General features: G+C 70.5%; 24 protein-coding genes, 1 tRNA gene and 1 pseudogene. 12 read left to right on the forward strand and 14 right to left on the reverse strand.

Going from position 1 to position 26,643, the window contains the following annotated elements:
* Positions 1 to 26: 26 nt before the first annotated feature.
* Positions 27 to 100: transfer RNA gene (locus tag AB0K15_RS18365), tRNA-Pro, on the forward strand.
* Positions 101 to 366: 266 nt separating this feature from the next.
* On the opposite strand, the gene AB0K15_RS18370 is transcribed toward AB0K15_RS18365, so the two are convergent.
* Positions 367 to 1,053 carry a methyltransferase domain-containing protein gene (locus tag AB0K15_RS18370; RefSeq protein WP_364051267.1) on the reverse strand — a complete coding sequence of 229 codons (687 nt, stop codon included), beginning with the start codon at positions 1,051 to 1,053 and terminating at the stop codon, positions 367 to 369.
* Between the two features lie 40 nt (positions 1,054 to 1,093).
* Here AB0K15_RS18370 and AB0K15_RS18375 point away from each other — a divergent pair, with 40 nt between their 5' ends.
* From AB0K15_RS18375 to AB0K15_RS18385, 3 genes and pseudogenes are all read left to right on the forward strand, one after another.
* Positions 1,094 to 2,935 (forward strand): prolyl oligopeptidase family serine peptidase, encoded by a 1,842-nt coding sequence (locus AB0K15_RS18375; protein ID WP_364051270.1) that lies wholly within the window; start codon positions 1,094 to 1,096, stop codon positions 2,933 to 2,935.
* 86 nt (positions 2,936 to 3,021) lie between these two features.
* Complete coding sequence (locus AB0K15_RS18380; RefSeq protein ID WP_364051273.1) at positions 3,022 to 3,534, forward strand: hypothetical protein; 513 nt, start codon at positions 3,022 to 3,024, stop codon at positions 3,532 to 3,534.
* 474 nt (positions 3,535 to 4,008) lie between these two features.
* A pseudogene (locus tag AB0K15_RS18385) lies at positions 4,009 to 4,557 on the forward strand (histidine phosphatase family protein); the annotation flags it as partial.
* A 15-nt stretch (positions 4,558 to 4,572) separates the two neighbouring features.
* On the opposite strand, the gene AB0K15_RS18390 reads toward AB0K15_RS18385, so the two are convergent.
* Positions 4,573 to 5,199, reverse strand: a complete 627-nt coding sequence (locus tag AB0K15_RS18390; RefSeq protein WP_364051276.1) for a TIGR03085 family metal-binding protein — start codon at positions 5,197 to 5,199, stop codon at positions 4,573 to 4,575.
* 73 nt (positions 5,200 to 5,272) lie between these two features.
* Between AB0K15_RS18390 and AB0K15_RS18395 the strand changes: the two genes are divergently transcribed.
* Positions 5,273 to 6,340, forward strand: a complete 1,068-nt coding sequence (locus AB0K15_RS18395; protein WP_364051279.1) for an NADH:flavin oxidoreductase/NADH oxidase — start codon at positions 5,273 to 5,275, stop codon at positions 6,338 to 6,340.
* Positions 6,341 to 6,386: 46 nt separating this feature from the next.
* Here AB0K15_RS18395 and AB0K15_RS18400 read toward each other — a convergent pair whose 3' ends face one another.
* The 6 genes from AB0K15_RS18400 to AB0K15_RS18425 form a co-directional block, all read right to left on the reverse strand.
* A complete protein-coding gene (locus AB0K15_RS18400; RefSeq protein ID WP_364051952.1) occupies positions 6,387 to 7,052 on the reverse strand; it encodes a hypothetical protein in 666 nt (221 codons plus the stop codon).
* A 55-nt stretch (positions 7,053 to 7,107) separates the two neighbouring features.
* Positions 7,108 to 8,499: a glutamate decarboxylase gene (locus AB0K15_RS18405; RefSeq protein WP_364051282.1), complete on the reverse strand. Its 1,392-nt coding sequence runs from the start codon at positions 8,497 to 8,499 to the stop codon at positions 7,108 to 7,110.
* 64 nt (positions 8,500 to 8,563) lie between these two features.
* The gene (locus tag AB0K15_RS18410) at positions 8,564 to 10,045 is read right to left on the reverse strand and encodes a hypothetical protein (RefSeq protein WP_364051285.1); all 1,482 of its coding nucleotides are present in this window, start codon (positions 10,043 to 10,045) and stop codon (positions 8,564 to 8,566) included.
* Positions 10,046 to 10,579: 534 nt separating this feature from the next.
* Complete coding sequence (locus AB0K15_RS18415) at positions 10,580 to 11,056, reverse strand: DNA starvation/stationary phase protection protein (protein ID WP_364051288.1); 477 nt, start codon at positions 11,054 to 11,056, stop codon at positions 10,580 to 10,582.
* Positions 11,057 to 11,104: 48 nt separating this feature from the next.
* Positions 11,105 to 11,527: an organic hydroperoxide resistance protein gene (locus AB0K15_RS18420; protein WP_364051291.1), complete on the reverse strand. Its 423-nt coding sequence runs from the start codon at positions 11,525 to 11,527 to the stop codon at positions 11,105 to 11,107.
* 132 nt (positions 11,528 to 11,659) lie between these two features.
* Entirely contained in the window at positions 11,660 to 12,220 is a 561-nt protein-coding gene (locus tag AB0K15_RS18425) for an NAD(P)H-dependent oxidoreductase (RefSeq protein ID WP_364051294.1), read from the reverse strand.
* A gap of 121 nt (positions 12,221 to 12,341) precedes the next feature.
* On the opposite strand from AB0K15_RS18425, the gene AB0K15_RS18430 reads away from it, so the two are divergent.
* A complete protein-coding gene (locus AB0K15_RS18430; protein WP_364051297.1) occupies positions 12,342 to 13,403 on the forward strand; it encodes an alpha/beta hydrolase in 1,062 nt (353 codons plus the stop codon).
* Between the two features lie 336 nt (positions 13,404 to 13,739).
* Here AB0K15_RS18430 and AB0K15_RS18435 read toward each other — a convergent pair whose 3' ends face one another.
* Both AB0K15_RS18435 and AB0K15_RS18440 read right to left on the reverse strand, forming a co-directional pair.
* Positions 13,740 to 14,264 (reverse strand): hypothetical protein, encoded by a 525-nt coding sequence (locus tag AB0K15_RS18435; protein WP_364051300.1) that lies wholly within the window; start codon positions 14,262 to 14,264, stop codon positions 13,740 to 13,742.
* Between the two features lie 491 nt (positions 14,265 to 14,755).
* Entirely contained in the window at positions 14,756 to 15,349 is a 594-nt protein-coding gene (locus AB0K15_RS18440; protein WP_364051303.1) for a TetR family transcriptional regulator, read from the reverse strand.
* 154 nt (positions 15,350 to 15,503) lie between these two features.
* On the opposite strand from AB0K15_RS18440, the gene AB0K15_RS18445 reads away from it, so the two are divergent.
* On the forward strand, positions 15,504 to 16,661 hold the full coding sequence (locus AB0K15_RS18445; RefSeq protein WP_364051955.1) for an MFS transporter: 1,158 nt from the start codon (positions 15,504 to 15,506) through the stop codon (positions 16,659 to 16,661).
* Position 16,662: 1 nt separating this feature from the next.
* Here the strand turns inward: AB0K15_RS18445 and AB0K15_RS18450 are convergent, their stop codons facing one another.
* Together AB0K15_RS18450 and AB0K15_RS18455 are read right to left on the reverse strand one after the other, a co-directional pair.
* On the reverse strand, positions 16,663 to 17,040 hold the full coding sequence (locus AB0K15_RS18450; RefSeq protein ID WP_364051306.1) for a hypothetical protein: 378 nt from the start codon (positions 17,038 to 17,040) through the stop codon (positions 16,663 to 16,665).
* A 50-nt stretch (positions 17,041 to 17,090) separates the two neighbouring features.
* Positions 17,091 to 18,281 carry an RtcB family protein gene (locus AB0K15_RS18455; protein ID WP_364051309.1) on the reverse strand — a complete coding sequence of 397 codons (1,191 nt, stop codon included), beginning with the start codon at positions 18,279 to 18,281 and terminating at the stop codon, positions 17,091 to 17,093.
* 459 nt (positions 18,282 to 18,740) lie between these two features.
* Between AB0K15_RS18455 and AB0K15_RS18460 the strand changes: the two genes are divergently transcribed.
* Genes AB0K15_RS18460 through AB0K15_RS18470 form a run of 3 tightly spaced genes read left to right on the forward strand, consistent with a single transcriptional unit; the run spans position 18,741 to position 22,640 of the window.
* On the forward strand, positions 18,741 to 20,213 hold the full coding sequence (locus AB0K15_RS18460; RefSeq protein WP_364051312.1) for a M48 family metalloprotease: 1,473 nt from the start codon (positions 18,741 to 18,743) through the stop codon (positions 20,211 to 20,213).
* A 10-nt stretch (positions 20,214 to 20,223) separates the two neighbouring features.
* The gene (locus AB0K15_RS18465; RefSeq protein WP_364051315.1) at positions 20,224 to 21,360 is read left to right on the forward strand and encodes a DUF4034 domain-containing protein; all 1,137 of its coding nucleotides are present in this window, start codon (positions 20,224 to 20,226) and stop codon (positions 21,358 to 21,360) included.
* A 56-nt stretch (positions 21,361 to 21,416) separates the two neighbouring features.
* Positions 21,417 to 22,640: a hypothetical protein gene (locus tag AB0K15_RS18470; protein ID WP_364051318.1), complete on the forward strand. Its 1,224-nt coding sequence runs from the start codon at positions 21,417 to 21,419 to the stop codon at positions 22,638 to 22,640.
* Positions 22,641 to 22,688: 48 nt separating this feature from the next.
* Here the strand turns inward: AB0K15_RS18470 and AB0K15_RS18475 are convergent, their stop codons facing one another.
* Both AB0K15_RS18475 and AB0K15_RS18480 read right to left on the reverse strand, forming a co-directional pair.
* Entirely contained in the window at positions 22,689 to 23,729 is a 1,041-nt protein-coding gene (locus AB0K15_RS18475; protein ID WP_364051321.1) for an aspartate-semialdehyde dehydrogenase, read from the reverse strand.
* A complete protein-coding gene (locus tag AB0K15_RS18480) occupies positions 23,729 to 24,994 on the reverse strand; it encodes an aspartate kinase (RefSeq protein ID WP_364051324.1) in 1,266 nt (421 codons plus the stop codon). The genes AB0K15_RS18475 and AB0K15_RS18480 overlap by 1 nt, the downstream gene beginning before the upstream one ends.
* A 234-nt stretch (positions 24,995 to 25,228) precedes the next feature.
* Between AB0K15_RS18480 and AB0K15_RS18485 the strand changes: the two genes are divergently transcribed.
* Positions 25,229 to 25,825, forward strand: a complete 597-nt coding sequence (locus AB0K15_RS18485; RefSeq protein ID WP_364051327.1) for a nitroreductase family protein — start codon at positions 25,229 to 25,231, stop codon at positions 25,823 to 25,825.
* A 125-nt stretch (positions 25,826 to 25,950) separates the two neighbouring features.
* Complete coding sequence (locus AB0K15_RS18490; protein WP_364051330.1) at positions 25,951 to 26,631, forward strand: hypothetical protein; 681 nt, start codon at positions 25,951 to 25,953, stop codon at positions 26,629 to 26,631.
* Positions 26,632 to 26,643 lie beyond the last annotated feature (12 nt).

Raw genomic sequence — 26,643 nt, forward strand, 5'->3', positions numbered from 1 at the left:
TCTCCACGACCCGTTAAGCAGTACCTCGGGGTGTGGCGCAGCTTGGTAGCGTGCCTCGTTCGGGTCGAGGAGGTCGTGGGTTCGAATCCCGCCACCCCGACAAGATAGTCCGGAGGCCCTATATCCGCGGAAATGCGCGGATATAGGGCCTCTCTTGTGTGTCCTCTGGGGGTCGAACCCCCAGACCCCCGCCAGGGAGGCTCCGCCCCCTGGACCCCCGAAGGCGGTGGGTCACCTCAGGACGGTCAGTTCCGAAGGCAGTGGGTCACCTCAGGACGGTCAGTTCCGAAGGCAGTGGGTCACCTCAGGACGGTCAGTTCCGAAGGCAGTGGGTCACCTCACAACGGTCAGTTCCGAAGGCGCGGGTCACCTCGTGGCCGTGAGTTCCGTCCAGCACTGGAGGAAGTCGCCGGGGCCGGCCGTGCGCGTCCAGGAGTAGGCCGAACGCGCGGCGGACGTCAGCTGGTCGCGGTCCGGGTGGTCCAGATCCGCGAGGGCCTTGGCCAGTGCCTGCTCGACGAAGGTCGCCAGATCGCGGTACGCCAGGTCGGAGCGGTGCCGGGTCCGCGTGACGACCTCGGAGAAGCCGGTGTCGGACACCTGGTCGGCAATGGTCCGGCCCGCGAACGGGTTGGCTCCCGAGCGGCGCAGCAGGAGGTAGTAACCACGCAGGGCCGCGTCGACGTTGGCCGTCTTCGGGCGCAGCCGCGCACGGCTCCAGTCCGAAGTGGACAGCGCGAGCCGGCCGCCGGGCCGGAGCACGCGGTGCAGCTCCGCGAGCACCCCCGCCGGGTCCGGCAGGCGTTCCAGCAGGGCGTAGGAGAAGGCGACGTCGGCGGACGACGTCGGGAACGGCAGGTCGAGCGGGTCGGTCACGACGTAGTCCACTGTGGACTTGCTGCTCCCGAAACCCAGCGTGATCGTGCCGCGCCCGCAGCCCAGGTCGACCACCTGCATGCCCGGTGTGAACAGGGCCTGCGCGAACGCCGACCGCTCCACCGCCGTGCGTGCCGATCGCCTCGACGCCGCGTCCCGCGTGTATCCCTCCAGCACCCGGCACACAGTACGGCCACCAGGGTGGCAGGATCGAGGGGTGAGCACGCAGTCAGGCAACAAATATCCGCCCGCGGTGGTCCCCGACCGCCTGTTCGCCGACGCCGACGCCGAGTCCCGCTGGCGAGCCCGCTTCCACGCGGCCCGCATCTCCGTGCCCGAATGGGCCCGCGACGCCCCCGACGCCAACGTCTACGTCTCCAACGCCAGCGGCGTCTGGGAGGTCTACGCGTGGGACCGCGCCACCGACAGTCACCGCCGCGTCACCGACCGGCCCAACGGCACCCTGCACGCCACCCCCGCCCCCGACGGCTCGGCCGTCTGGTGGTTCGACGACACCGACGGCGACGAGTTCGGCTCCTGGGTGAGCCAGCCGTTCGACGGTGACAGCTCGGCCGCCACCAAGCCGCTGCCCGAGGTCCACGACGGCTACCCGGCCGGCCTCGAACTCGGCTCGCGCGTGATCGCGGTCGGCGTCTCGACCGACGACGGCAGCGAGCTGTTCGCGAAGATCGGCGACAAGACCGAGCGCTTCTACAGCCACCCGGACGACGCCGGCATCGCGTCGCTCTCGCGTGACGAGAGCTTGGTGGCGATCTCACATTCCGAACACGGCGACTCCCGCCACCCCGCGCTGCGCGTGCTGGCGACCGACGGCTTCACGACCGTCGCGGAGAAGTACGACGGCGAGGGCAAGGGCCTTTCGGCGCTGGAGTTCTCGCCGCTGCCCGGTGACCAGCGGCTGCTCGTGCTGCACGAGCGGCGAGGCCGCGAGGAGCTGCTGATCTGGGACGTCCGCGCGGACACCGAGACGGAGCTTGACATCGACCTGCCCGGCGAGGTCGTGGCCGACTGGTACCCCGACGCCCGCGCGCTGCTGGTGGTGCACTTCCACCAGGGTCGCAGCTCGCTGTACCGGTACGACCTCGACGACGGTTCGCTGTCCTCTGTGGACACCCCGGCCGGCCGCATCGGCGGCGCGGGCGTGCGGCCCGACGGCAGCATCGAGTACTCGTGGTCCAGCGCCGCGGAGCCGACGGCGGTGCGCAGCCGCGCGACCGACGGCGCCGACGCCGTGCTGCTGGCACCGCCGGGTGACCAGGCGCCGGGTTCGTCGCCGGTCACCGACGCGTTCGTGGAGGGCGTCGGCGGGCAGATCCACGCGCTGGTTTCGCGTCCCGCGGATGCCGGGCCTGGCCCGCTGCCCACGGTGTTCTCCCTGCACGGCGGCCCGCACGCCGCCGACGAGGACCGCTTCTCCGCCTACCGCGCCACGTGGCTCGACGCCGGCTTCGCCGTGGTCGAGGTCAACTACCGCGGCTCGACGGGCTACGGCTCCGCGTGGCGCGACGCCATCGAGGGCCGGCCGGGCCTGACAGAACTCGAAGACGTCGCGGCGGTGCACGACTGGGCTGTCGAAAGTGGACTGTCCGACAAGGACAAGTGCGTCGTCAACGGAGCTTCCTGGGGCGGCTACTTGTCCCTGCTCGCGCTCGGCACCCAGCCCGCGCGCTGGGCCGCGGGCGTCGCGGGCGTGCCGGTGGCCGACTACGTCGCCGCGTACGAGGACGAGATGGAACAGCTGCGCTCTTTCGATCGCGCTCTGTTCGGCGGCGCACCCTCGGATGTGCCCGCGGTGTACAAGGAATGTTCGCCGATTACCTACGTGGACGCCGTCGCCGCCCCGGTGCTCATCCTGGCGGGCGACAACGACCCCCGCTGCCCCATCCGGCAGATCGAGAACTACCTCGACCGCCTGGGCGCCCGCGACGCACCCCACGAGTTCTACCGCTACGACGCCGGCCACGGCTCCCTGGTGATCGCCGAGACGATCAAGCAGACGTCGATCGAGGTGGATTTCGCTTTGCGCGCTTTGCAGTGAGTTTCGCCTGGCCGGGGTTTCCGGTTGGGACCCCGGCCGGGGAAATTCGCTTGGTTTCGGGCTTTCCGGGGTCGATGTTTCGAACTGTGGACCTGGTGTTCGAGCACGACCCCCGCGGCGAGACGTTCACGCGCATCACCCGCGGAGACGGGGTGGTGCTCGGGTTGTCTTCGTACTCGCGCGAGTTTCGCGTCCCGCACGACCTCGCGCACGCCGCGGTGGAACGCTCGCTGGGCCTGTCCGGCGGCATCTTCGGCTGCATCGCGGCGGGTGGCGTGTTCGACAACATGACCGTGCTGCAGGGAAAACCACGCCACGACGCTCGGGCGCGCAGCCGGCGAGTGCTGAAGGCGGCTTCGGGGACCATCGCCGTGGCGGAAAGCCTGGTCGGCGTCCGGCATCGCGCGGTGGAACATCGCCGGCGCCCACCCTTCGCCGCCGCGCGAGAGGCTTGGGGCGTGGTTCGGGCGGAGCCGCATCCCTTTGGTGATGCCGAGATTCGCGGCGCGGTGGAGTTGCTGGCGGAGCTGGTCGAGGTGTGGACCGGCCGGCCGGAGCCGTTGGAGTTCCAGTGGCCGTCGCGGCTTCGGGCTGGGTAGCTGGTTTGGGCTTGACTCCGACGTCTGGCTTCGCGATCGGCTGCCGGAGAACTTCGCTGAGCCGGCTGGACAGGCCACCGGGGAGTCGCGCGTGTGCGTTCCGGGCGCTTCGCGCGCGTGGTCGCGCCAGTTGTCCACAACTGTTTACCCCTGTGGACAACTCGCCTGAGCAGCAGGTTTTGTCGCCCCACCCCGGTAGAATGGATCATGGGCGGCCCCCGGGAGGGTGGGTTCCGGCCGTGACGCGGATGGGGCACGACGTCAAGCTGCCGTGGGGATGAAAGCCGCGCGGGGTACGAAGCACCGCGGAGCGGAACGGCGCCATGGTGCGGAAGAGCGCCATGGTGCGGAAGAGCGCCGGGGCACAAAGGGTCAAGGAAGGAAAGGGCACTCACCGGTGCGCAGCATCTACGTCGTCACCCACCCCGAGGCCACGCACCACGTCGAGAGAGTGGTGGGTGGTACGACTCGCAGCTCACACCCGCCGGCAGTCGAGCGGCGGTGTCCATCGCCCAGGCCTTGCGAGCGCGGATACCCGGCGACGCCGAGGTCGAGGTGACGTCGTCGGATCTGCAGCGCGCCCGCCACACGGCCGGCGAGGTGGCGAAGGCGTTCGGCGTGAAGCCGGTCGAGGATCGCCGGTTGCGGGAGAGGTCGTACGGCGAGGCCGAGGGACGGCCGCAGGAATGGCTGGACCAGCGGTTCGTCCCGCCGCCGGCGGTCGGGGACCGGATGGGGCACGACGTGGGGGTGCAGGGCGCCGAGACCACGGAGGTGTTCGCGCGGCGCGTCTACGCGGCGATGGAGGAGATCCTGCGACGACCGTGCGAGCACCGGATCATCGTGACGCACGGCGGCACCCTGACGTTCGTCGTCGCGCATTGGGTCGGGATGCCGGTCGAATCGGTGGGACACGTGAACTTCCGGGCGGCCTCCGGCAGCATCACCACGTTGCGTGAAGACGACCACTTTCACGGCCACCAGCTCGTCAGCCTCGGCGACACCCGTCACCTCGACGGATAAGCGGCCGAACCCCGCTCACATCCCGCGGCTCAGCGCCTGCAGCCGGTCGACCGCGGAAGGGTCGCCGTCGTAGGTGAGGTGGACGGCGTCGCGGCCGAAGACGAACAGCAGGAGGTCCACGGGGTCACCCGTGACGGTCACGACGGGGTCGCCGGACCTGACCTGGGCGGAGCGGCCGTCGGTGTGGCGCAGGACGACGCCGACGGGGGCCTTGCGCAGGTTGAGCTTCGCGGACTGGCGCGCGAGGCGCCAGGCGGCCTCGTCGCGCGCCGGGTCGGCCGGGCGGGGTTCCCAGCCGGGCTGGGCGCGGCGGACGTCTTCGTGGTGGACGAGGAACTCGGCGCCGTTGGTGAGCTCGTCGAGGGGGCCGATGGCCATGGGCCAGTACCAGGCCGGGCCGCGGCGGACCTGGTCGACGAGCGCGGGCCACGGCTTGGCCGCGTAGCCGTCCTGCACGCGCTTCGTGTAGCCGGCGAGCGCGGGCACCATGATGCCCGGCGACGCGTCGAGGCGGTGTTCGCGCACGATGAGGTGGGCCGCGAGATCGCGCGTCGCCCAGCCGTCGCACAGGGTCGGGGCGTCGGGGCCGACCTCTTCGAAGAGTGTGCTCAACGCCTGGCGTTCGTCTGCGGCAAGACCCATGCCATCGACATTACTCGCGAGTACACCCCCCGCGCCGGGACGAGACGACCACCACTGGGTGTTTCATCGAATCGTGAGCCGACTCTTCGAACCCCTCTCCCTGCGGGGCCTGACGCTGCCGAACCGCGCGTGGGTCTCGCCCATGTGCCAGTACTCCGCCACCGACGGCGTGCCGAACGACTGGCACCTCGTCCACCTGGGCCAGTTCGCCGTTGGCGGCGCTGGCCTCATCCTCACCGAGGCCAGCGCCGTCACCCCGGAAGGCCGGATCAGTCCGCAGGACACGGGCATCTGGAACGACGAACAGGTCGCCGCCTGGCGCCGGATCACCGACTTCGTGCACGCGCGCGGCACGGCGATCGGCACGCAGCTCGCGCACGCCGGGCGCAAGGCGTCCACGCAACGGCCGTGGGAGGGCACCGGCAGCGTGCCCGCGGCCGAGGGCGGCTGGCAGAGCGTCGGCGCCGACGACCAGCCGTTCGGCGACTACGCCCCCGCCCGTCCGCTGACCACCGACGAGGTCGCGCGCATCCCGGCCGATTTCGCCGCCGGCGCCCGCCGCGCGCTCGACGCCGGGTTCGACCTGGTGGAACTGCACCTCGCGCACGGCTATCTGGGCCACCAGTTCCTGTCGCCGCTGTCCAACTCCCGCACCGACCGCTACGGCGGCGACTTCGAGGGCCGCGCCCGCCTCGCGCTCGAGATCACCGAGGCCGTGCGCGCGGAGATCGGCCCCGACGTGCCCCTGCTCGCCCGCATTTCCGCCAGCGACTGGGCCGACGGCGGCTGGTCCCCCGACGACTCCGTGCACCTCGTGAAGCTCCTGGCCGACCGCGGCACCGACCTCGTCGACGTCTCCTCCGGCGGCAACGTGCCTCACCCCCGCATCCCCATCGGCCCGGGGTACCAGGTGCCGTTCGCCGAACGCATCCGCCGCGAGACCGCCGTACCCACCGGCGCCGTCGGCATGATCACCGAACCGGAACAAGCGGAACAAATCGTCGCCACCGGCTCGGCCGACGCGGTGTTCCTCGCGCGCGCCCTCCTGCGCGACCCGCACTGGCCACAACGCGCGGCGCACGCCTTGGGCGCCGAGGTGAAGTGGGCGGATCAGTACTTGCGGGCGAAGCCGCGCCGCTGACCACGCCGGAGCGCGCCGCACTGACCTGTGAGTGCGGCGCGCTCCCTCACGGAGCCGAGCTGCTGCCGAGTCGAAGCCTGGCCGGCTGCCCCGAGTGGATGTCGCTTGGTCCCGGGAGGTCGAGCACGCGGATCAGGGCGGAGATGACCGGGAAGGCGTGGCCGGGCAGATTCCGGTGGGCCCAGTCGGCAGCCAGCGCGAGAAAGCCGGCCAGGTCGCGCTCGACGCCGTCCAGAAGGTGCCGGAGCTCGACGGACGGCACCTCGATCACCGGGCTGTCGATCCGCTCCGGGTCGACGGTGAGCCGGACGATGTCGCCGTCGCGTCGAGCCAACGGACCGTGTCCGAGGCAGACTGAGCCGCCGAACGCGAAGGCCTGGTTCCAGTCGCGCCATTCCTCCAGACCACCGCAGCAGCCCGGCCAGGACACCACACCGGTGGCGGTGTCGGTCACCTTCAGACCACCGGCCGCGAAGAGGCTGTCGAACGTGAGCAGGCCGTGCAGGAAGGACCCCAGCGCGTCGGCGGGGCGCGGCGGCCGGCCGTCGTCTCCGGGGTCGACGTCGTTGCAGCCGGCCACGCACATCAGCGCGGTCCCGACTTCGAGGGGCGTCAGCTCGCCGCTGAGCGCGAGGTAGCCGTCCGTTCCGGCCTCGCAGACCGGCCAGAGGGCGAAACCGTCACGCGCGAGCACCTCGACAACGGGCTGCATCGTGATCACCCGCGAAGTGTCGCGCGTCGACGCTTCGGCCTGCCTCTGATTTACGTCAGTGGTGGAACGCCGTCGAGGTGGCTGCGTCGTGTTGGGGGGCGCTTTGGCGTTCCAGCTCGGGCAGGGTGCGGCGGAGGTCGTCGAGCAGGAGGTCGGCCAGGTCGTGGGTGAAGCCGTTGCGGACGACGACGCGCAGCACCGCCAGGTCGGTGCGGTTGGCCGGGAAGGTGTAGGCCGGGACGAGCCAGCCGCGTTCGCGGAGCCGGCGGGAGACGTCGAAGACGTCGTAGCCGGTGATTTCGGGTTTCGTCGTGAAGGCGAAGACCGGGAGCTGGTCGCCGCGGGTGAGGAGCTGGAACGGGCCCAGGTCGGCGATCGCGTCGGACAGGTGGAGGGCGACGTCGCGTGAGGCCTGCTGCACGGCGCGGAAGCCTTCGCGACCGAGGCGGACGAAGGTGTAGTACTGCGCCGCTACTTCGGCGCCTGGGCGGGAGAAGTTCAGAGCGAACGTGGGCATGTCGCCGCCGAGGTAGTTGACGTTGAAGACCAGCTCTGCCGGCAGCGCCTCGCGGTTGCGCCACACGACCCAGCCGACGCCGGGGTACACGAGGCCGTACTTGTGGCCCGAGGTGTTGATCGACGCGACCCGCGGCAGGCGGAAGTCCCACTCAAGGTCCTCGTCGAGGAACGGCGCGATCATCGCGCCCGACGCGCCGTCGACGTGGACGGGGATGTCCCAGCCGGTGCGGGCCTGCAGGTCGTCGAGCGCGGCGGCGATCTCCGCGACGGGCTCGTAGCTACCGTCGAAAGTGGACCCGAGGATCGCGACGACGCCGATGGTGTTCTCGTCGCAGCGCTTCACCGCTTCCTCGGCGGACAGGTGCAGCCGGTCGCCGTCCATGGGCACCAGGCGCGGCTCGACCTCCCAGTACTCGCAGAACTTGTCCCAGCACACCTGCACGTTCACGCCCATCACCAGGTTGGGTTTCCCGGTGCGGCCGAGCTTCGTCCAGCGCCGCTTCAGCGCCATCCCGGCGAGCAGGCACGCCTCGGACGAGCCGGTGGTCGAGCAGCCCATGATGTCCGTGGGGTCGGGCGCGTGCCACAGATCGGCGAGGATGTTCACGCACCGGCGCTCGAGCTCGGCCGTCTGCGGGTACTCGTCCTTGTCGATCATGTTCTTGTCGACGCACTCGGCCATCAGGTCACGCGCCTGCGGCTCCATCCACGTGGTGACGAACGTGGCCAGGTTGAGCCGCGCGTTGCCGTCGAGCATCAGCTCGTCGCGCACGAGCTGCAACGCGGTGTCGGGCGGCAGCGACGTGTCGCGAAGCTTCTTGTGCGGCATCACGAAGTCGGCCGCCAGCGCGGGATTCGCCCCCGCGTACATGGGGTTCGTGCCCGATTGACGGATCGATCCGTTCTGTTCCCCGCTGTGCAGCACCATGTTTGCGACGGTACTGCCGCACCCCCGCCCGCGACAGCTCCCGACACCCGGCCGGGGCGGCTCGTCAGCCCAGCGGCTCCACCTCCAGCACCTGCGCTTCGGGACCGCACCGGAAGACCAGGCCGGCTTCGGTCCGGTCCAGCGTTGAAAGTTCAACCCCGTCGAGCCGGGCCCGGTATGCCCCGGGGACCCGGCCGATCGTCACGGTGCCCTCACCCGGCACGTCCGGCGTGCGCCGCAGCCGGGCGCGCAGCACACCGTCGACGACCTCCGCCTGGCTGACCTCGACGTCGCGATCGACGGCGGTCAGCGCCGGCTCCTCGAAATGACTCGCCGGCCACGGGTTGGTGTAGAGGCCCCAGAGCCCGTCCGGGGTGTTGAGGCGGGCGTAGCCGAGCAGGACGTTGCCGCTCATCGGCTCGAGCTCGGTGCGGTTGCCGTCGGCGTCGGCCGGGATGTCGTTGCGGGGGTAGTACAGGCCGCCCTCGCGCCAGGTCGGGTTCATGAAGCGGTCGGCGTGGGCGAGCAGGCTGTCGAGCGTGGTGGTGTCGCCCATCTCCGACGCCCACGCCGCCACCCAGCCGAAGTCGCACGTGTCCGTGATGACGGGCTGCCCCATCACCTCCCGCGCGGGCGCCGAGCGGACGGACAGGGTGCCGTCCGGCCCGTCGACGAGGAACCGCTTGACCTGCTCCGGGTAACCGTCGTGGACGAACTCGCGGTTCCACATGTTCATCAGCGCGCCGCACCACGCGTCCACCCACGGCGACGGCGCTTCGTTCGGCCGCACGCGTTTCGAGTCGGCGGTGATCATCATGTTGTAGTGGCCCGATTCGTCGAGCCGGCCGAAGTCGGCCCACGCGCGTTCGTAGCCGGCGACGACCTCCTCGGCACGGCTGCCGCCCGTGATCAGGTCGTGGAGGCGGAAGCCGAGGATGGCGGGCTGGTTGCAGATCTGGAACACGCAGTTGGGCTCGCACGCCACGCCCAGGTAGCCGTTTTCCACCATCTGCCAGTAGATGTGCTCGTTGAGCGACTCACGGTCGTACGGGAACCGCTTCTCCTCGCCGCCCCAGAAGTACGACCAGTGCCGGAACGTCAGCGACCCCGGCGCCGCGAACTCGTCGGCGGCGAAGAGATAGTCGTGCAGCAGTGCCATCGACTGCACGTACGCGCTGTACATGATGTTGTCGCGCACCACCGGATCCCACTCCTCCTTGAGATCCCCGAGGTGCGCGTTGACCACCGCCCCGCCGCGGCTCACGTCGCGCCAGTACAGCCACACCTCGGGCAGCAGGATCTTCTCGACGAGCCGCCGCAGCGTCGGCCGGAACAACCCGGGCGCGGCCGGCAGCCGGTGCCGGTGGGTCAGGGCCAGCGCGTATGCCATGTACGCGAGCTGGAACCGGTAGCCGCCGAAGTCGTCCTGGCCGGTTCCCTTGCCCTGCATGAAGGACCAGTCGTTGCGGAACTGGCGGGAGAGGTTGTCGAAGTGCCTGAGATGACCGAGCTGCTGCCGATCCAGCGGCGGGTGGAGAGCGGGCATGACCTCAAGTGAACACGGAGGCGAGCCGAAAAGCCCGTGTCAGGTGGTGCGAACGGTCCCCTCGCGCCGAAACGGCACGAACGGGCCGTTCGTGCCGCGCGACTGTCTGGTGCGTACGCCGTGAAGCACACAACGCACGCCGGACGACGCACAGCTCACAGGAATCGCCACGGCGGCGATCGCCGCCGGCACCGACCACGAAGACACCCCGCGCTCCGGCTACGCAGCCCAGGACGGGGTCCAACAGAGCGCGGGCGACGAAGACGACCCGGCTGAAGACCATTTGCTCGACCTCATGGACAAGCTGGCGGGCCGGTGCCCGCCCGGTGCTGCCCTCTGACGCCCGGCCGGCCCGTGGGCGGCTCCGCCGAACCGATGCACCACGGACACAGCCGCAGCCAAGCGAACGGGCCGTTCGTGCCACGCGACAGCCTGGTGCGTACGCCGCGAAGCACACAACGCAAGCCCTCGGCACGACAAAGACACGACAAAGGCCGCCCACCCGAAGGGTGAGCGGCCCGTGAGCAAGAGCCGTCAGGCCTGCTGCGCCTGCCACATCCAGTGCGCCTCTTCCAAGGCGCGCGTGATTTCGATCAGCAGGTCCTGCGTGACCAGGTCGCTCTTGTCGGTCTCGTCGATGCGCTTGCGGAGGCGCTCGATGAGCGTCGCCAGGATGTCGACGATGGCGGCCACCGTGGTTTCCACCGACTGCCAGTTGTCGGGGTAGTCCGGGACGCCCGAGCTCTCGACGACGGTCTTCGCCTTGCCGTTGGGCGAGATGCCGATGGCGTTGGCGCGCTCGGCGACCTCGTCCACGTACTGGCGGGCCGTGGCCACGAGCTCGTCGAGCTGCAGGTGGGCGCTGCGGAAGTTCTTGCCCACGACGTTCCAGTGGGCCTGCTTCGCGATCAGCGAAAGGTCCACGAGGTCGACGAGCGTCGCCTGGAGGGCGTTGCCCGTGATCTCCTTGTCGGCGTCAGTGAGCGGGCTCTTGATGGGAGAGTTGACCATCGGGGTGTCCTTTCTGTGTCGTGGTGGTGGAAGCGGGCCGGGAACGGGTCAGACCGTGGTGGTGAGCGCGACCTCGATGTTGCCCCGGGTCGCGTTCGAGTACGGGCAGACCTGGTGCGCCTGGGCCACGAGCTCGTCGGCCTGGGCCTTGTCCATGCCGGGCAGCGCGACGTTCAGCGCCACGCCCAGCTTGAAGCCCACTTCCTGCTTGTACAGGCTGACCTCGGCGGTCACCGTCGACTCCGGCAGCTGCACCTTCCCCGCACGGGCCACGGCCTGCAGCGCGCTGTGGAAGCAGGCGGAGTAGCCGGCGGCGAACAGCTGCTCGGGGTTGGTCTTGTCACCGCCCGGGCCGCCCATTTCCTTCGGCACTGCCAGCGACTCGTCGATGACCCCGTCGGACGAGGTCACCTCGCCGTTGCGGCCCTCGCCTCGCGCGGTCGCGGCCGCGGTGTAGATCGCGTCAGCCATTCCTTCGCCTACCTCCTCGTCGGGACGCCTGGCTCAGCGTCTCATCGATAACAACGTTCCGCATCAGCGGGACCTTGCCACCGCATGGCAGGCATCACGCCGGGGAATACCCGGCGTCCGGCGGATGAAACCTCAGCGCGACAGGGTGAACTCGGCCACCTGGCGGCCGATCAGGCGCAGCGTGCGCACGCTCTTGTCGTCGGACGCGCCGCCGGACTCGTCGAACTTCGTCTCGGCGGAGTTGATCGAACCACCCAGCGGAGTGGGCCAGCCGCGCAGCGCGTGCGTGATCGTGCGCAGCTGGTCGAGCGTGGTGACGGCGGCCTGCCACCCGAAGGCGACGGCGGCGAGGCCGACCGGGCGGCCGTCGAGGTAGGGGCGGGTGTCCTCACGCAGGTCCTCGACGTAGTCCAGGGCGTTCTTGACCAGCCCGGACAGCGCGCCGTGGTAGCCGGGGGAAACCACGATCAAGCCGTCGGCGCGGCGGATGCTCTCGATCAGCCGCCTCGCGCGATCGTCGCGCTCGCCCGCGGCCGTGTCGTAGAACGGCAGCACGAGCTCAGGCCCGGGGATCAGCTCAGTGTCCACCCCCAGCTCGGCCGCCGAGTCGAGGGCGATCCGCAGGGCGCGCTCGGACTGCGAGCCGTCGCGTAGCGAGCCGCCGATCCCGAGCACCGTCTTGGCTGAAGTCACGCCCCCGAGGCTAACCCCTCGACTTAAGTGGAGGACCAGGATTTGGGACGGAGTTCTCGATCACAGCTGGACCCGCTACCTACTGACAAGTAACGTCGGGGTCCACAGCCGAGGAGGAACGATGGCGATCCCGCTCCAGGTCCGCGCCCAGGCCGCCGCCGCGCAGCTGGTCTTCTGGCTGCCCCGGCCCGTCCGGCGGCTCATCGCCGGCCCGCCGCTGCGGCGCGACGGGCAGGAGCTCGCCCTCGACGCGCAGCTCCTGCTGCGGTTGCAGCAGCTCACCGGCACCGCGCTCGTCGGCGAGACGGTCGAGGGCTCGCGTCTCGGACTCGAGCTCGGCCGCCACCTGGTGAGCGGCAGGACGATCGAGCCCGTGGCCGTGCGCGACGTGGTGATCCCGTCCGGCGACGCATCGCTCGACGCCACCCTCTACACGCCCGCGGGGCTGCCCGAACCGTCCGGGCTGCTCGTGTTCTTCCACGGCGGCGGCTGGGTGGTCGGCTCCCGCGCCACGCACGACAACGCCGCGCGCTACCTCGCGAAACACGCCGGCGTGCGCGTGCTGTCGGTGGAGTACCGGATGGCGCCGGAACACCCGTTCCCGACGCCGTTCGAGGACGCGCTGGCGGCGTTCGACTACGCCCACGCGAACGCGGCGGAGCTGGGCGCAGACGCGGACCGCATCGCCGTGGGCGGCGACAGCGCGGGCGGCAACCTCTCCGCGGCCCTGACCCTGGCGGCGGTGCGGCGCGGCGGCCCGGCGCCGGCGTTCCAGCTGCTGATCTACCCCGCGGTGGACTTCACGACACGGCGCCGCTCGCGCGAGATCTTCGGCGAGAAGCTGTTCCTCACCGACGAGTCGATGACCTGGTTCGAGGGCCACTACGTCCCGGCCGGCACCGACAAGGCCGACCCGCGCCTGTCGCCCCTCGTCGCGACCGACCACAGTGGACTGCCGCCGGCGTTCATCATGACCGCGGGCTTCGACCCGCTGCGCGACGAAGGCGAGGCGTACGCGGAGAAGCTGCGCGACGCCGGGGTCTCGGTCGCGGTGAGCCGCCAGCCGGACCTGATCCACGGCTTCCTCAACTTCACCGGCGTCGGCTCCCGCTTCCGCGAGGCGACGGCCGAGCTGGCCGGCGCGTTGCGGCTGGGGCTGACGAGGCAGCAGAAGGAGAAATAGCGCGAGGCTCGTGCGAGGCACTGGTCTCAGCCAGCACGACGAGCTTCGCCTGCACTCGCCCGACATCGCGAGACAGCTGAGGGTCGCGCCGACGCGGAGCCCGGGCGCGGAGTCACCGTGCGCCCGCCGGACCAGGCAAGCGCAGGGCACTTCCCGCAGCCAGCACGACGAGCTTCGCCTGCACTCGCCCGACATCGCGAGACAGCTGAGAGTCGCGGCGGCGCGGAGTCCCGGTGCGCCAGTTGGCGTCGAAGCAGAAATAGTCTCGGAAACCACCGGAGCCTGGTGCGGCGAACCGCACCAGGCTCCGAAAACCCCGTGTTCCGGGGGTGGTTGCTACGCGCCCGGGACGGGCAACGGCGGCACCGGCAGCGGAGGCACCGGCAGGGAGCCGAGCAGTCCGCCCAGGATGCCGGTGACGGCACCCAGCAGGGCCTTGAGCAGGTCGCTCACGATCTTCAGCGGACCGGGCAGGTCCGGGATCGGCGGGAGCGGCAGCGGCGGGAGCTGACGCGGCGACGCCGACGGGTCGGCCAGCAGGCGGCTGGACTCGTCCGCACGGCCCTTGGCCGCCGACGAGAGCTGCTGCGTCTCCGACTGGATCGTGTAGCGCTTGCCCGCGGCGAGGTCGCCGAGGACAGGGCTGAGCTTGTCCAGGTCGGCACGCGTCAGACCGACGTCGCCGGCGTACGCGGCCTTCGTCAGGTCGTCTCGCATCTGGAGCACCTGCGCGCCGACCGCCTCGGTGGACGACGAGCCCTTGCCACCCGCAGGGCTCGCCGAGGCCATCCCCGAGGTGCCGACGGCCAGCAGACTGCCGGCGGCTACCAAGGCGATGATCCGCCCAATCTTGCCTTTCATTCCTTACCTCCTGGCCTCTGGAGACCTGACGGGTAAATCGATACCCGCCGTGTCGACCCAGCACCAGCCGATCACCGGATAGGGACGTTTTCTAACCCTTACGTGCCGAATCCGTCTTTCGGGAACATGCCCGCAATTGATTAACGTGGACGGCTTGCCCATCCCCCTGAAGATCATCGTGACCGATCATGAATCGGACTCGGAGTAGCCGTCCGCCACGAATGGCCCTGTTGCTCACCCACACAGGTGTATTACGTGATCGTTTACCCTCATCACTCCGTCGGACCGCGTGTCGCCACTGCTCCGGTCGGGGTGTCCCCCACGCACGCACCGCCACCGGTGGAGTAGCCGGGTCACGCGCAGATCTCCGCCACGGAGACCAGCGGAAACAGCGCACGAATGCGCACCGAACCGCGCACGCCGAGGTCAGCACACCAATGCGCAAAAACATTCGCGAATTGTTTCGCGCCAGGATTGCGAGTTGCCGCGATTCAGAGCGGCAGGCCTTCTTCGAGGTGCGTGAACGCGCGTTCCAGCAGGGCCACGAAATCGGCACTCTGATCCGCCGCGGCCGCCAGCGCCGTGGAGAGGATGACGCCGACGACCGCGCCCGCCCAGTTGCGCACCTCGAAGTCGCCGCGGGCGCGACCGGTCCGTTCGGCGGCCAGCTCGACGAGCATCGTGATGCCCGAGACGTAGTTGTCCACCACCTTCGCGCGCAGCTCCGGCACGGAGAACACCAGCAGCTGCCGGCGCCGCTCCTCGGCCCACACCTCAGGCGGCAGGTTGTCGTAGACCTCGCGCAGCGTCGCGCGGACGACCCCGAGCAGCGTCAGGTCCTCGGGCTGCCGGCGGGCGGCCTCGACGAGCAGCGGGTCGATGCGGTCGTAGAGGACCGTCGCCTCCTTCGTCGGGAAGTAGCGGAAGAACGTGCTCGGCGAGATGTCCGCGGCCGCCGCGATCTGCTCGACGGTGGTCGTCGCGTAGCCCTGCTCCTGGAACAGCCGCAGCGCGTGCCGCTGGATCGCCTCGCGCGTGCGGGCCTTCTTGCGTTCGCGCAGGCCTGTCGGTTCAGCCGGGGTCATGGGGCGATTGTCGCTGTCGCTCTCGTTTGACAGCAACTGTCACGAAGATCGCCCCAAAAGAAGTTGCACGCGCGTACCAGGATTTGCTCTCATGAGGTACGTGCCCTTCGAGCCGTACCGCCAGGTCCTGACCCTGACCCGTGTCCGTCCGTCGATGGCGCTGATGTTCTTCGCGCGTCTGCCGATGACGATGACCGGCGTCACGCTCACCCTGTACGTGGTCACCGACCTGGGCCACGGCTATGGCGCGGCCGGTGTCGTCGGCGCCGCCACCACGCTCGGCATGGCGCTGGGCGCGCCGCTGCTCGGGCGCACGATCGACCGCTACGGCCTGCGTCCGGTGGTCGGCGTCTGCGGCGTCGCCTCCACGGCCTTCTGGGTCGCGGCGCCCCACCTCTCCTACGCGGTGCTGGTGGCGTGCGCGCTGCCCGCCGGGTTCCTGTCCGTGCCCGCGGGCTCGCTGGCGCGCCAGATCCTCGCGGCGCTCGTGCCCGCCGAGCACCGGCGCGCGGCCTACTCGCTCGACACGATCCTCGTCGAGGCGTCGTTCATGATCGGCCCGGCCGCCGGCATCGCGGCGATCACCTCGCTGTCGGCCACGTTCACGCTCAGCGGCATCGGTGTGCTCTTCGGCGGCACGGCGTTGCTCATCTTCCTGCTCAACCCGCCCATCCGGAACGAGGACGAGCTCGCCCCCGCCGGCTCCGTCCGGCCGCCGCTGCGGTCGTGGCTCACCGGCCGGCTGCTCGCGACGCTGCTGGTGGCCGCGGGCGCGCTGTTCTGCCTGGTCGGCACGGAGGTCGCGACGCTGGCAGTCTTGCGCTCCCACGGCGATGTCGGCTGGACCGGCCTGGTCATCGCGGTGATGTGCGCGGCCTCGATGCTCGGCGGGATCGTGCACGGCGCCGTGAAGAAGTCGTTGCCGCAGGGTGTGCTGATGCTGCTGCTCGCCGCGCTGGTGCTGCCGGTGGGGCTGGCGGACCAGCCGTGGTGGCTGCTGATGCTCGTGCTGATCCCGACGAATCTGCTCTGCGCCCCGACGCTGGCCGCGACGACGGAGACGGTGAGCGCCATCGCGCCCCCGGCCGTGCGCGGCGAGGCGATGGGGCTGCAGGACGCGTCGACGCGGCTCGGCCTGGCCGCCGGCAGCCCCGTGGTGGGTTTCGCGATCGACCACTCGAGCCCGGCGTGGGGCTTCGTCGCCGCGGGCGCCGGTGGTCTGGTCCTGGCCGCGGCGGGCCTGGTGTGGACGCACCGGCGCCGGGCCGCCACGGCGCCGGCGATGGCCGCGGCCGTGCAGGCGCGCCGCTGAGTCAGCTGCAGGCTTTGCGCAACGCGTCGAGCTTCGCGACGTTCCGCTTGGCCCACGCGGCGACCACGCCGGCGTCCTGGATGTGCTCCTTCTGCACCTCGACGTAGGAGTCGGCCATGCCGAGCAGCGCGTTCTTCACGTCCTGCTCCTGCACGTCGGCCGCCAGCGCGCGCAGGCGTTGTTCCTTGTCCTGCGCGCGGGCCTTGAGCTTGTCGGGGTCGACCAGCGGGTTGAGGTCCGCCAGCCCCAGCGCCTGTGTGCAGGTGCTGACCTTGTCGGCCGTCGAGCTGGCCGTGTCCACCGCCGAGTTGACCTGGTCGCACCCGGCCAGCAATGCTCCGGCAGCCGCCAACGCGGCCACCGCTCCCCACCTCGTCATGGCTCGAGCGTAGCGGGCTCGAGGCGCCGGAAGTGGCGCCTCGAGCACCTTCACCCCTTCACGCAGACGACCTGCTTGAGGTGCGCCACGACCTCCACGAGGTCGGTCTGCGCCTCGATCACCGCGTCGATGTCCTTGTAGGCCGCCGGGATCTCGTCGACCACGCCGGTGTCCTTGCGGCACTCGACGCCGTCGGTCTGGGCCGCGAGGTCGGCCGCGGTGAAGGTCTTGCGCGCCTTCGTCCGCGACATCCGCCGCCCCGCACCGTGCGAAGCCGACTCGAACGACGCCGTGTTCCCGAGCCCGCGCACGATGTACGAGCCGGTGCCCATGCTGCCCGGGATGATCCCGAGGTCGCCCGCACCGGCCCGGATCGCACCCTTGCGGGTCACGAGCAGGTCGACGCCGTCGTAGGTCTCCTCGGCGACGTAGTTGTGGTGGCACGAGATCGCCTCGTCGAACGTGGTCCCCGGAATCACCTCGGCGACGGCGAGCTTGACCAGCGCCACCATCGTGGCCCGGTTGCGCGCCGCGTAGTCCTGCGCCCAGAACAGGTCACGCCGGTAGGCCGCCATCTCCGGCGTGCCCGCGACGAACACGGCGAGGTCGCGGTCGGGCAGATCCGCGTTGTGCGGCAGCTTGCGCGCGACGGCCATGTGCCGCTCCGCGAGTTCCTTGCCGATGTTGCGCGAACCCGAGTGCAGCATCAGCCACACGCGGCCCTCGTCGGCCCCGCCCTGTTCCAGGCAGACCTCGATGAAGTGGTTCCCCCCGCCGAGGCTCCCGACCTGGCGCGCCGCGCGGTCGTGCAGGCCCTGCACGCCCTCGTGGAGATCGCCGAACGACTTCCAGAACGCGTCCCAGCCGCCCACGCCGTGGACCTTCGCGGGGTTCACGGGCGTCTTGTGCAGCCCGAACCCCACCGGCACGGCCGACTCGATCCGCCGCCGCAGCCGGCCGAGGTCGTCGGGCAGGTCCGCCGCCGTCAGCGACGTGCGCACCGCGCTCATCCCACAGCCGATGTCGACGCCCACCGCCGCCGGGGACACCGCGTCACGCATGGCGATCACGCTGCCCACGGTGGCGCCCTTGCCGTAGTGGACGTCGGGCATCACCGCGACGCCGTGCACCCAAGGCAGATTGGCGACGTTGTGCAGCTGGCGCATGGCTTGTTCCTCGACCGACGTGGGGTCGGCCCACATCCGGATCGGGACGCGAGCACCGTCTACCGCCGTGTACATGACTTTCCTTTCCTGGCTGGGATTCTTCGAAGAGCATCCCCCGCGAGGACCAGGTGGCGCCAGGGGTTTTCGCCGTGGCGGATTCACGGGCGAAACGAAATCGTCGCTCCCGGCGGCATTTTGCTACCGCTACCGCCGCCGTCGCGCTGGCCGGGCTTGCGGTGTTGGTACTGGCCCTTGTCGCCGCGATCGTCGTGTTACGCGTCCGGTTCGCCAGCACGACCTACCGCGGCGGGGTGGCGATCGTGTTCCGTCCGCCTGATCCCCGAGCCGAACGGGTGCCCGCTCCACAATGGATCAACCTGAGCCAGGGGGACAATCGTCCGAATAGCACGATATGCCGGAGTAGCCCGGCCAACGTCGTTTCGTGAGCGAAACGAAATCGAGGTTTCCGCCGATACCCGCCAGGATGATCGAGCCCGGCGCTCGAAGCGCCGCCTGGGAGGAATCCGCTTTTCCATGAAGAACTCTTCGCGAGCGTTGCTCGCTGTTGTCCTGCTGGCCGGATTTCCCGTGCTGGTGCTGGTGATCGTCGCCGCGATCGTCGCGGCCGAGGTCTGGGCGATCCACGACTCGCCGAGCATCGGGCTGCGGCTGGCGATCATCGCCGTGCCGGCGGTCTACGTGCTGCTGCAGGCCCTGTTCACCATCGAACGCACCCACGACGACGGCGGCTCAGGGCTGCCGGTGACGCCCGAAGCGCAGCCCGGGCTGTGGGCGCTCGTCCGCGAGCTCTCCGACGCCGTCGGCACCCGGCCGCCGGACGAGATCTACCTGGTGCCGCAGGTCAACGCGGCCGTGAACGAACAGACTCGCTGGCTCGGCCTGCGGGTGACGCGACGCCGGTTGTTCATCGGCGCGCAGCTGTTCGCCGGCCTGCGGATCGACCAGTTCCGCGCGGTGCTGGGCCACGAGCTCGCGCACTACAGCAACCGCGACACCCGCTTCGGCGGCGCGACCTACCGCGGGCGGCAGACGATCGGCCGAGTCGTGAATGGACTGAACGGCACCAGCTGGTTCGGCCGAATGCTGCGCTCGCTGTTCCACGCCTACGCCAAGCTCTACTTCGCCGTGTCGATGCGGGTGAGCCGCGACCAGGAGCTCGCCGCCGACGCCGCGGCCGCCCGGGTCGCGGGCACTGCCGCGGCGAGCAGCGCGTTGCGCGAGATCGAGGCGCTGGCCGTGGTGTGGCGTTTTTTTCTGAACACCTACGCGACGATGGGCTGGACGGCCGGCTACGTGCCGGCCCGGCTGGCCGAGGGCTACCGGCACCTGCTGGCCGACGACAGCCGCGCGGTGGAGATCGACAAGGTGCGGGAGAACCCGCCGCAACGCGAGGTCTCGCGGTACGACAGCCACCCCGCCACACTCGAGCGCATCGCGGTGCTCGAAGCGGCACCCGTCGTGCCGGTGGCGGAAGGCGGCGAGCGCCCGGCAACCGAGATCCTGCACAACGCTTCCGCGACGCTCGACGAAGCGCTGCTCACCGGCCTGTCGACCGAGGCCCGCCGGAAGAAGCCGACGGACTGGCCGACCCTCGTCGACGCCGCCACCCGGCACCAGTTCGGTGAGAACGCGACGAAGATCCTCACCGGACGGTCGCTTCACGGCCTGCTCGACGCACTCGACGCCGGTCGGCTCGAAGACCTGGCCGATCCTGGCCTCAAGGTGCCCGCCGGTGCCGGCGCGCGAGCCCGCCGGGAGCTTCTCGGCCAATCCGTCCGGGACCGACTGTCCACTGTGGTCGTCTCGCAGCTCGCCCGCGCCGGGTTCGCGCACTGGACGCTCTCGTGGTCCGGGCCGGCCGAGCTGACGCTCGACGAGCCGTACGCCGAATCGCTCTCCCCGGCGCTCGACGCCGCCGTCACCGGGGACACCGCCGGGCTGCGGGCGCTGCTGCCCGCCGCCGAGCCCGACCCGATCCGTTCCTGAGAGGAAACCCATGGGAATCGTGAGCCTGCTGTTCAACTCGAGACGCCGGAAGACCGCGTTCGCGCTGGCCAAGGCCGCCCGCGAACGCGGGATGAGCGTCGCGGAGTTCACTGCCTCGCTCAGCCGCGAGGACCTGGCGCGCTACGTCGCGCCGGACAAGAAGGCGCCAAAGGTCGAGATGCCGGACGTGACGAAGTTCGGCCTGCCGCCGGACAGCGAGGTCACGCGCGCCGATTTCGTCGGCGACCGCGAGATCGACGAGGCTCGCCAGGCGCTCGTGACCGGCGGCTGGGAACCGGCGGCGCGCCTGCTGACCGAGATCGGCACGGACTGGGACCGGCGCACGTTCCTCGTGCGCCAGCTCGGTGAGGTCGTGGCGAACGACGAGATCGGGCTGGAACGCTGGCAGAGCGAGCGGCCGGGCGACGCGGACGCCGCCGCCGTCAACGTCGAGAGTCTCGTGCAGCTGGCCTGGCAGGTCCGCAGCGGGCTGCGGGCCGAGCACGTGAGCCGCGAGCAGTTCCAGAAGTTCTTCGCCATCCTCGAGTCCGCCGTGCCCGCGGCCCACGAAGCGGCGGCACTGGCGCCCGAAGACCCCACGCCGTGGGTGACGATGCTGGCGGTCGCACGCGGCCGGCAGTACGACAACGACACGTTCCGCGAGGTGTGGAACGAACTGGTCGCTCGCGACCCGCTGAACCTGCCCGCGCACGGCTCCGCGCTGCAGTACTGGTGCGAGAAGTGGTTTGGGTCGCACGAGCTGATGTGGGCGTTCGCCGAAGAAGGCGAGGCGAAGCACCCGAAGCTCGCGTGGCTGCCGCTGGCCGCGGCGCACGAAGCGGAGTTCGGCGGGGTCGAGGGCGCGTGGCGGAACTCGCTGGTCGCGCCGGCCGTCGACCGGCTGCTGCCCTGGCTCGAAGGCGAGGGGGGCGACGCGCCGGGCACGGCGACGAGCCGGGCGTACGCCGCGCGGGCGCTGGTTGAGCTCGGGCGCGGCGAGGAGGCCGTGGAACAGTTCCGGCACCTCGGCGTGCACGCGGACGCCAACATGTGGGCGTACGGCAAGAAGGGACCGGTCGTCGAGTTCCGCAAGACCCGGTACCTGGCCTGTCACCTCGCCGAGAAGGCCAAGTCCACAGTGGAGTGACGAAACGTTGTCGCCGCCGCGAGCGATATCCGACAAGACCGAGCGAGGAGGTCCGGATGGCGCTGCGTGCCGTGGGGCTCCTCGCCGCGTTCTGGCTGGTCGTGGTCCTCGCCGTCGGCGGGTTCGTCGCGGCGGAGGTCGTGCTGTGCGTGGTGATGTCCCCCGGGGCGCTGGCCTTGCTGGTCCTGGCACCGGGACTCGCGACGCTCGTGACCGCACTGTGCTCGCGCGCCGACCCCACGCCGACGATCCGGCTCACGCCCGCTTCGACGGGGCTATGGGAGCTGGTGCACTCCGCGGCGGACGACGTCGGCGTCGATGCCCCCGCGTCCGTCCGGCTCGACGCCGGCGTCGCGGTGCGGCTCGCGTCGCGCCGCCGGCTCGTCATCGGGGTGCCGTTGCTCGCGGCGGTGAACCCGGCGCAGCTGAGCGCGCTGGTGCGCCGCGCGCTCGGCGAGGACGTCCGCTTCCGCCCGGCGATCGCGTGGGGTGCGCGGTTCCTGTCGCGGACGCGCGACACCCTGGCCCACGCTCCGCGCTGGACCGCGCCGGCCCGTCCCGCGGTGCGGGCTTTCACCGAGTACTACCTGCGCGTCGCCGAACGAGCGCTGGCCGCGCCGGATGCGGCGGAGGTGCGGTGGGAACGCGAGGTGATCGAAGAGCTCTGGGAGCTGTTCCTGGTCCGCTACGCCGCGCTCGGCCTGCGAGCGGGATTCCTGCCGGCGATGCCGATGGCGGGCTTCCGGCAGCTGCTCGACGCCGAGCTCCCCCTCGGTGACGAGCCTCGGGCCAGCGCACTGCTCGCCGACGACGAGACGCTCGACCACGCCTTCGCGCAGCTGCTCTCCAAGGAACAGCGCGCCATGCCGCGCGCCGACTGGGACACGCTCGCCGACCTGTCCCAGCGGCACGAGATCGCGTGCTCGGCCCTGGAGGTCCTCGGCGGCCTCACCCTCGGGGCCGCGCTCGATCGGCTGGCCACGGGTGAGCTCGCGTTCCTCGCCGAATCCGGTGCCACGGACGTCGTGGCTTCCGTCCGCCACCGCCTGGCCCTCGTCGTCACGGCGGCCCTGGCCGACGCGGGAGTCGTGCGCTGGCGCATGGCGTGGCCCGGGCCGCCGGAGCTGCTCGTGGACGATCCGGGTGCCGAGGCGATCACGACCGCGCTCGACGAAGCGGCAGCGCCGACGCCGGAGGTCTTGCCGCTGCGGATGCTGCTCGTGGTTTCCGGTGTGTCGCCGGACTTCCGGCCGGTTCGGCAGCTGAGCTCGACCCGATGAGACAGGGCCGCCTTCCCGGGGGAAGACGGCCCTGTGTCACACCGGGGATCAGCGGTTGCCGGCCACCAGCTCCGCGATCTGCACCGCGTTCAACGCGGCGCCCTTGCGCAGGTTGTCCGTCGCCACGAACAGCGCCAGCCCGCGGCCGTCCGGCACGCCGGGATCGGAGCGGATGCGGCCGACGAAGCTCGGGTCCTTGCCCGCGGCCTGCAGCGGCGTGGGGACGTCCGAGAGCTGCACGCCGGGCGCCACCGAAAGCAGTTCCGTGGCCCGCTCCACCGAGATGGGCTGCGCGAACTCGACGTTGATCGACAGCGCGTGTCCGGAGAACACCGGGACCCGGACGCAGGTGCCGGACACGAGCAGCTCCGGCAGGCCAAGGATCTTGCGGCTTTCGTTGCGCAGCTTCTGTTCCTCGTCCGTCTCGAACGAGCCGTCGTCGACGACGGAGCCGGCCATCGGCAGGACGTTGAACGCGATGGGCGCCACGTACTTGGCCGGGGCCGGGAAGTCCACGGCGGAACCGTCGTGGGTCAGGGCGGCGGCGCGGGTGGCGACGGCGTTGACCTGGGCGGCCAGCTCGTCGACACCGGCGAGGCCGCTGCCAGACACGGCCTGGTAGGTGCTCGTGATCAAGCGCAGCAGGCCGGCCTCGTCGTGGAGCGGCTTGAGCACCGGCATGGCCGCCATGGTGGTGCAGTTGGGGTTCGCGATGATCCCCTTGCGCGCCTCCTTGATGGCCTCCGGGTTGACCTCGCTCACGACCAGCGGCACGTCCGGGTCGCGGCGGAAGGCCGACGAGTTGTCGATCACCGTCACGCCCGCGGCGGAGAAGCGCGGCGACTGCTCACGCGAAGTCGAACCGCCCGCGGAGAACAGGGCGATGTCCAAACCGGACGGGTCCGCCGTGGCGGTGTCCTCGACCGTGATCTCCTCGCCCTGCCACGGAAGCTTCGTTCCCGCTGACCGGGACGACGCGAAGTAACGCATCTCGTCCACCGGGAAACCGCGCTCCGCCAGCAGTTTCCGCATCACACCGCCGACCTGGCCGGTCGCCCCGACCACCCCGACGCGAAGACCGTTGCCCATCAGCGACCACTCCCCGCGTAGACGACGGCTTCTTCGTCGCCGCCGAGCTCGAACGCCTCGTGGATCGCGCGCACGGCGTCGTCGAGCTGCGCGTCGCGGATCAGCACCGAGATGCGGATCTCCGAGGTGTTGATGATTTCGATGTTGACACCCGACTGCGCGAGCGCCTCGCAGAACGTCGCCGTGACACCGGGGTGCGAGCGCATCCCCGCGCCGACGAGGGAGACCTTGCCGACGTGGTCGTCGTAGAGCACGGTCTCGAACCCGATCTCGGCCTTGACCTTCTCGAGCTCCTGCACGGCCTTGGCGCCGTTGGCCTTCGACAGCGTGAACGTGATGTCGGTGCGACCCGAGATCGTGCTGGACACGTTCTGCAACACCATGTCGATGTCGATCTCCGCGTCGGCGATCACGCGGAAGATCCGGGCGGCCGCCCCGGCGTGGTCCGGCACGCCGGTGACCGTGATCTTGGCCTCCGAACGGTCGTGTGCCACACCGGTGATCAGCGCTTGTTCCACGGGGATCTCCTCGATTGACCCGGTCACGGTGGTGCCCGGCTTGTCGCTGTAGGAAGAGCGGACTCGGATCGGCACGCCGTAGCGGCGCGCGTACTCGACCGAACGCAGGTGCAGGATCTTCGAACCGCTCGCGGCGAGCTCCAGCATCTCCTCGTACGGGATGGTGTCGAGTTTCCGCGCGTCCGGCACGATCCGCGGGTCGGCCGAGTACACACCGTCCACATCGGAATAGATCTCGCACACGTCGGCGCCCAGCGCCGCGGCGAGCGCGACGGCGGTGGTGTCCGAACCACCGCGGCCGAGCGTCGTGATGTCCTTGGTGTCCTGGGAAACGCCCTGGAACCCGGCCACCAGCGCGATGTAGCCCTGCTCCAGCGCCTCCGTGACGCGGCTCGGCGTCACGTCGATGATGCGCGCGTTGCCGTGCACCGACGTCGTGACGACCCCCGCCTGCGAACCGGTGAACGACCACGCCTCCGCGCCGTGCGCGGAAATCGCCATCGCGACCAGTGCGTTCGAAATGCGCTCACCGGCGGTGAGCAGCATGTCCATCTCCCGCTCCGGCGGCGCGGGGTTCACCTGCTGCGCCAGGTCGAGCAGCTCGTCGGTGGTGTCACCCATCGCCGAGCACACCACGACGACGTCGTTGCCCGCCTTCTTGGTGGCGACGATGCGTTCGGCGACGCGCTTGATCCGGTCGGCACTTTCCAGCGACGATCCGCCGTACTTCTGGACCACGAGGGCCACAGCCCGAACCTCCTTGACGGGCCGGGTCTGCTCCTGGTGGGCACCGAGGAGCCCCCGCGTCCCTTCACTTGGGCGAAACTCTACCGGGGCCGACCGCGCTCGCCACTCAATCGAGTGGCGGCGCACACCGATCGAGGGTGTGTTGGAAGTAAATCTTCCTTAACACCACCGAAATGTTCGAAGCCCTTCCTCCGGAGTGATGGAGAGCACTCCCGCCGTACTACGGTGCGGGACGTGCGCAAACCCGCCGAGACGAGCGTCCCCGTGATCCCGGCCGTCGCCGAGCGCTGGAGCCCCCGCGCCTTCGACGCGACCGCCGAGGTGTCCCCGCGTGAACTGACCGCCTTGCTGGAGGCCGCGCGCTGGGCGCCGTCCTTCGGCAACACCCAGCCCGCGCGCTACCTCGTGGGCCGCCGTGGCGACACCACGTTCGCCCGGATCCTGGCCGCGTTGAACAGCGGCAACCAGGCCTGGGCGTTCCGCGCGGGCGCGCTGCTCGTCGGCGTGATGGTGACCACGAACGAGAAGGGCGAGGTCCCCTACGCGGAATACGGCCTCGGCCTGGCGAGCGAGAACCTGGTGCTGCAGGCCGTGGAACTCGGCCTGATCGCCCACCAGATGGCGGGCTTCTCGCCCGACGCGGTCCGCTCGTCGTTCGGGTTGCCGGACGAAGCCGTGCCGCGCGTGGCCATCGCCGTGGGACACGCCGCCGAGGCCGCCGTGCTGGAAGACGAGCGGCGCATCGAGCGGGAGCGCAAGCCGCGGCAGCGGATTCCGCTGAGTGAGTTCGCGTTCAGCGGCGAATGGGGCACGCCCGCGTTGGGTGGCTGAACCGCCGGACGACTGATCGCATTCGCTTCGCACCGCTAAGTAATGTCGCTCGACCGGGGAACCGCTGATCGGGGCACCGCATCGAAGCCGGCAACACACTGGGTGGACACGAGGAGAGAACGATCATGCGTAGTCGTGTGCTGGCGGTCCTGGGGGTCTCCGCGGCGGTACTGGCGCTGGCCGGCTGTGCGGGTGAGACGAACGGCACGCCTTCGGCCGCGTCCGGCGCCCCCGCGCCGAGCCAGAGCAGCAGCAGCGCGAGCGCTCCCGAGACGAGCAGCTCCGCGTCGTCGGGCGGCACGGGGAACACGTCGTCGGCCGGCGGGTTCACGCCGCAGGGCACCAAGCTGAAGCTGGGCGAGAAGGCGATCGTGCCGTTCAAGTCGGAGGACAAGACCGGCTCGATCGGCGTCACGGTGAAGTCGATCGACAAGGGCACCGAGGCCGACCTCGCGCCGCTGGACCTGGGCGACAAGGCGAAGGGCATGACGCCGTACTACGTGCGCGTCACCGTCTCCAACGAGAGCGGCACGGACTTCTCCTACACCTCGCTCGGGCTGATGAACGCCCTGCTCCCGGACGGCTCTGAAGCGCAGGGCGTGTCCGTGATCGGCACGTTCGACAAGTGCGACAGCGGCGACGCGGGCAAGGACTTCACCACGAAGGGCGCCACGTACGAAAGCTGCGTGCTCGCGGTGGCGCAGGCCGGCACGACGGTGACCGGCGCGTCGTACAACGAGGGCGACTACAGCGACCAGGCGCCGGGCACGGACTACGGCAGCAAGCCGATCACCTGGCAGAGCTGATCCGGAGCCGGA

This window comes from Amycolatopsis sp. NPDC049253 (assembly GCF_040678995.1).
Classification (GTDB): domain Bacteria; phylum Actinomycetota; class Actinomycetes; order Mycobacteriales; family Pseudonocardiaceae; genus Amycolatopsis.

What these genes read in the sequence shown, in the direction of transcription:
- AB0K15_RS18455 (WP_364051309.1), bottom strand. Translation starts at nt 18,281, where the DNA reads ATGTACACGGCGGTAGACGGTGCTCGCGTCCCGATCCGGATGTGGGCC.
- AB0K15_RS18490 (WP_364051330.1), top strand. Translation starts at nt 25,951, where the DNA reads ATGCGTAGTCGTGTGCTGGCGGTCCTGGGGGTCTCCGCGGCGGTACTG.
- AB0K15_RS18410 (WP_364051285.1), bottom strand. Translation starts at nt 10,045, where the DNA reads ATGCCCGCTCTCCACCCGCCGCTGGATCGGCAGCAGCTCGGTCATCTC.
- AB0K15_RS18445 (WP_364051955.1), top strand. Translation starts at nt 15,504, where the DNA reads ATGGCGCTGATGTTCTTCGCGCGTCTGCCGATGACGATGACCGGCGTC.
- AB0K15_RS18420 (WP_364051291.1), bottom strand. Translation starts at nt 11,527, where the DNA reads ATGGCTGACGCGATCTACACCGCGGCCGCGACCGCGCGAGGCGAGGGC.
- AB0K15_RS18430 (WP_364051297.1), top strand. Translation starts at nt 12,342, where the DNA reads ATGGCGATCCCGCTCCAGGTCCGCGCCCAGGCCGCCGCCGCGCAGCTG.
- AB0K15_RS18415 (WP_364051288.1), bottom strand. Translation starts at nt 11,056, where the DNA reads ATGGTCAACTCTCCCATCAAGAGCCCGCTCACTGACGCCGACAAGGAG.
- AB0K15_RS18435 (WP_364051300.1), bottom strand. Translation starts at nt 14,264, where the DNA reads ATGAAAGGCAAGATTGGGCGGATCATCGCCTTGGTAGCCGCCGGCAGT.
- AB0K15_RS18460 (WP_364051312.1), top strand. Translation starts at nt 18,741, where the DNA reads ATGAAGAACTCTTCGCGAGCGTTGCTCGCTGTTGTCCTGCTGGCCGGA.
- AB0K15_RS18450 (WP_364051306.1), bottom strand. Translation starts at nt 17,040, where the DNA reads ATGACGAGGTGGGGAGCGGTGGCCGCGTTGGCGGCTGCCGGAGCATTG.
- AB0K15_RS18390 (WP_364051276.1), bottom strand. Translation starts at nt 5,199, where the DNA reads ATGGGTCTTGCCGCAGACGAACGCCAGGCGTTGAGCACACTCTTCGAA.
- AB0K15_RS18470 (WP_364051318.1), top strand. Translation starts at nt 21,417, where the DNA reads ATGGCGCTGCGTGCCGTGGGGCTCCTCGCCGCGTTCTGGCTGGTCGTG.
- AB0K15_RS18405 (WP_364051282.1), bottom strand. Translation starts at nt 8,499, where the DNA reads ATGGTGCTGCACAGCGGGGAACAGAACGGATCGATCCGTCAATCGGGC.
- AB0K15_RS18475 (WP_364051321.1), bottom strand. Translation starts at nt 23,729, where the DNA reads ATGGGCAACGGTCTTCGCGTCGGGGTGGTCGGGGCGACCGGCCAGGTC.
- AB0K15_RS18440 (WP_364051303.1), bottom strand. Translation starts at nt 15,349, where the DNA reads ATGACCCCGGCTGAACCGACAGGCCTGCGCGAACGCAAGAAGGCCCGC.
- AB0K15_RS18400 (WP_364051952.1), bottom strand. Translation starts at nt 7,052, where the DNA reads ATGCAGCCCGTTGTCGAGGTGCTCGCGCGTGACGGTTTCGCCCTCTGG.
- AB0K15_RS18465 (WP_364051315.1), top strand. Translation starts at nt 20,224, where the DNA reads ATGGGAATCGTGAGCCTGCTGTTCAACTCGAGACGCCGGAAGACCGCG.